The sequence below is a fragment of the Bacillus sp. AP50 genome (assembly GCF_040492675.1).
GTDB classification, from domain to species: domain Bacteria; phylum Bacillota; class Bacilli; order Bacillales; family Bacillaceae_G; genus Bacillus_A; species Bacillus_A cereus.
On the sequence record NZ_JBEUTW010000460.1, the window covers coordinates 1 to 2,867 of the forward strand.

The following is a 2,867-nucleotide window of genomic DNA, read 5'->3' on the forward strand; positions in this document are numbered from 1 at the left end:
GAATTACTTATATTATAATTTTTAAAAAAGACAAATATGTTGAGAAAACTCGGAATGGATTGAATATTTATATGTGCTTATTTATAATTAATTAAGAGTTGGAGTAGTAATCTGTCATCTGTTCCTTTTTTAAAGAAGATTGATCTCAATCTTCTATTTTTTTGTGTTTTTTCCTCTTCTCTCGAAAAAAGGAAAAAGAATTACTTAAGAATTGTGGAAATTACTTGCTTGTAGACTAGTTGTTGCTTACCATGAACCATTATTAGGACGGTAATTTTATCTGTTGCAAGGATCTGCCCACGTACTGGAACACCATTCCCTAAAAATACAGTTACTTCCCCTTTTTTCTCTTTCAATTGTTCATACATATCTTCTTGTAAGTTATACATGAAATACGCACCCTATTTGTATCTACTTTTCTTTTAATACTTGCTGCCGCTCATTGTTATCTATTTGTATTTCCCATTCACCTTCTATTTTTCTAAACCATTTTCCTATTTTGCTTACATAATATTTTTTCACTTCACCATTTGGAATCCATATTTCTTGTTCCTGTATTTGACTCATCACTTCATGAAGAATCTCATCATGCTCGTTTTTTCTAGGTTTTCGATGATGCGTTCTTACAAACTGTATGTATTCCCTACGTAACCAATTAGAAATATGATCTTTTTGTTTTTGCCGGAGATGTGACCACTTTTTATTAGTCTGAAGGAGTTTTCCGTTTACCATTGTATGGTTTTTCATCAACACTCATCCCCTTTTACCTTCTAAATGCATATATACAATTATCGTATCACATTTAAATTAATATACGGCTCTAGATACATATTTCGAAAGAAATCTATCCTAAATAAAAATAATATCTCCATTTCACATAAAGTAGTATCCAAAATAGACGAGACCGAATCCATTAAGCGAATTAATTAGAGAGTCCCACCAATAAAACGCGAGTTTCGTACGCTAAGGATTTATTTCTTTAAAGAACTTGGTTTTTTCATACGTTAAGAAGGTTCCTTAAATGGTCGTTTTTAGAATTTGATAATCGAGTATATTTTATTGAAAATTTAGAGTTGACCATAAAACCAATATCCGATATATTGGTTTTATGAAAAAAGATATTATTAAACCCATTAAACGTATGTCATTTAGAGATGAAGTATATCTAACTTTGAAAAAAGCAATCGTTACATTAGAGCTGCAACCGGAGCAACGCTTAAATGACAAAGAATTAGCAGAAGAATTTGGAATTAGCCGTACTCCAGTTAGAGAGGCGTTGAAACGTCTTGAGGATGAAGGACTTGTTGAATCTATTCCTGGTTCAGTTACTCGTGTTGCACCATTAAATATTGAGGAGGCGAAACACGCATTTACTGTGGTAGCAGTTTTACATTCGTTAGCTGCTCGTTTAGCAGTACCATTATTAAAAGAATCGGATATTCAAGAATTAGAGTTCGGTAATAAGGCTTTACTATTATCTATTGAGAAAAAAGATATTATAAAATCAATTGAAGCTGACGAGTTATTCCATAATGTTTTTTTAGATGTGGCAGGAAATCCTGAAATCATTCGTGCATTAGAACGAAGTATATCTAAGATTCAACGTCTCGAAATTTCTCAGTTCACTTCGATAAATGGTCTAAAGTCAGTAGAACAACATCAGCAAATTATAGAGGCGTGTAAAAATAAAGATAAAGAAACAACAGCGCATCTTGTAGAACAAAACTGGTTAAGCCTTGAGAAATTAATGACTTATGAGGTAGATTAAAGTGAGAAATTTGCGTCCTCTTTTTTTAGGTATATGTGCTGCTTTCTTTTTTGCTTTCACATTTATATTAAATCGAGCAATGGAATTATCAGGTGGTAGCTGGATATGGAGTGCTTCATTAAGGTTTATTTTCATGCTGCCATTCCTTTTACTTCTTGTTATGAGTCGAAAAAAATTAAAAATATTATTACAAGTTATGAGAGAGGATTTAAGTGCATGGTTTTTATGGAGTTTTGTAGGTTTTGGTCTATTTTATGCTCCATTATGTTTTGCCGCTGCACATGCACCAGGATGGATTATTGCGGGGACATGGCAAGTTACTATTATATCAGGATCTTTGTTAGCTCCTCTTTTTATCCAAACTTATCAAACACCAGATGGAATTATTAAGAAAAGAGGAAAAATTCCAATGAAGGGTATGAGTATGTCATTAATTATTCTTCTTGGTATTTTCCTTATGCAAATGGAACAAGCAAAATCGCTTGCTGTAAAAGATATTATGTTAGGTATTATCCCTGTTATTGTAGCTTCTTTTGCTTACCCACTCGGGAATCGTAAGATGATGGAGGTTTGTGGAGATCGTCTAGATGCTTATCAACGTGTCCTTGGAATGACATTAGCTAGCTTACCATTTTGGTTTTTATTATCCTTGTACGGTCTTTTTACAGCAGGAATACCTAGTAAGGAGCAAACTATGCAATCTATTTTAGTTGCTATTTGCTCTGGTGTAATTGCAACTATCTTATTTTTTAAAGCTACTGATATGGTTAAAGGAGATATGCAGAAACTTGCAACTGTTGAAGCAACACAATCTATGGAGGTCCTTTTTGCTGTTATTGGAGAACTAATCTTATTACATTCTTCATTCCCCTCTATTTTATCTTGGTATGGCATGTTTGTAATAATGCTAGGAATGATAGCACACAGTTATGTTTCCCATAAAGGTGAAACAGTGCATAACCAAAATATTAGTGCTTAATTGATATTTTAAAATGTACAGTATCAACCCTTTTCTAGCTAGTAAAAGTAATGTTATTATTATAAGTTTTATGTCAGAAATTAATTAAGTAAAAGAATATGAATAAAAGCCGATACCCTT

4 protein-coding genes are annotated in these 2,867 nt (G+C 32.5%); 2 read left to right on the forward strand and 2 right to left on the reverse strand.

The genetic code is table 11. The annotated features are described in order from the left end of the window. Positions 1–200: 200 nt before the first annotated feature. Both hfq and ABWK52_RS24615 read right to left on the reverse strand, forming a co-directional pair. Positions 201–389 carry an RNA chaperone Hfq gene (gene hfq / locus ABWK52_RS24610; protein WP_000282530.1) on the reverse strand — a complete coding sequence of 63 codons (189 nt, stop codon included), beginning with the start codon at positions 387–389 and terminating at the stop codon, positions 201–203. 22 nt (positions 390–411) lie between these two features. Beyond that, positions 412–747, reverse strand: a complete 336-nt coding sequence (locus ABWK52_RS24615) for a hypothetical protein (protein WP_000788719.1) — start codon at positions 745–747, stop codon at positions 412–414. Positions 748–1,108: 361 nt separating this feature from the next. Here ABWK52_RS24615 and ABWK52_RS24620 point away from each other — a divergent pair, with 361 nt between their 5' ends. Continuing rightward, on the forward strand, positions 1,109–1,768 hold the full coding sequence (locus ABWK52_RS24620; protein WP_098542149.1) for a GntR family transcriptional regulator: 660 nt from the start codon (positions 1,109–1,111) through the stop codon (positions 1,766–1,768). A 10-nt stretch (positions 1,769–1,778) separates the two neighbouring features. Continuing rightward, complete coding sequence (locus tag ABWK52_RS24625) at positions 1,779–2,747, forward strand: DMT family transporter (RefSeq protein ID WP_086412725.1); 969 nt, start codon at positions 1,779–1,781, stop codon at positions 2,745–2,747. Positions 2,748–2,867 lie beyond the last annotated feature (120 nt).

Coding starts and splice junctions, on each gene's coding strand:
- ABWK52_RS24620 (WP_098542149.1), top strand. CDS start 1,109: ATGAAAAAAGATATTATTAAACCCATTAAACGTATGTCATTTAGAGAT.
- ABWK52_RS24615 (WP_000788719.1), bottom strand. CDS start 747: ATGAAAAACCATACAATGGTAAACGGAAAACTCCTTCAGACTAATAAA.
- hfq (WP_000282530.1), bottom strand. CDS start 389: ATGTATAACTTACAAGAAGATATGTATGAACAATTGAAAGAGAAAAAA.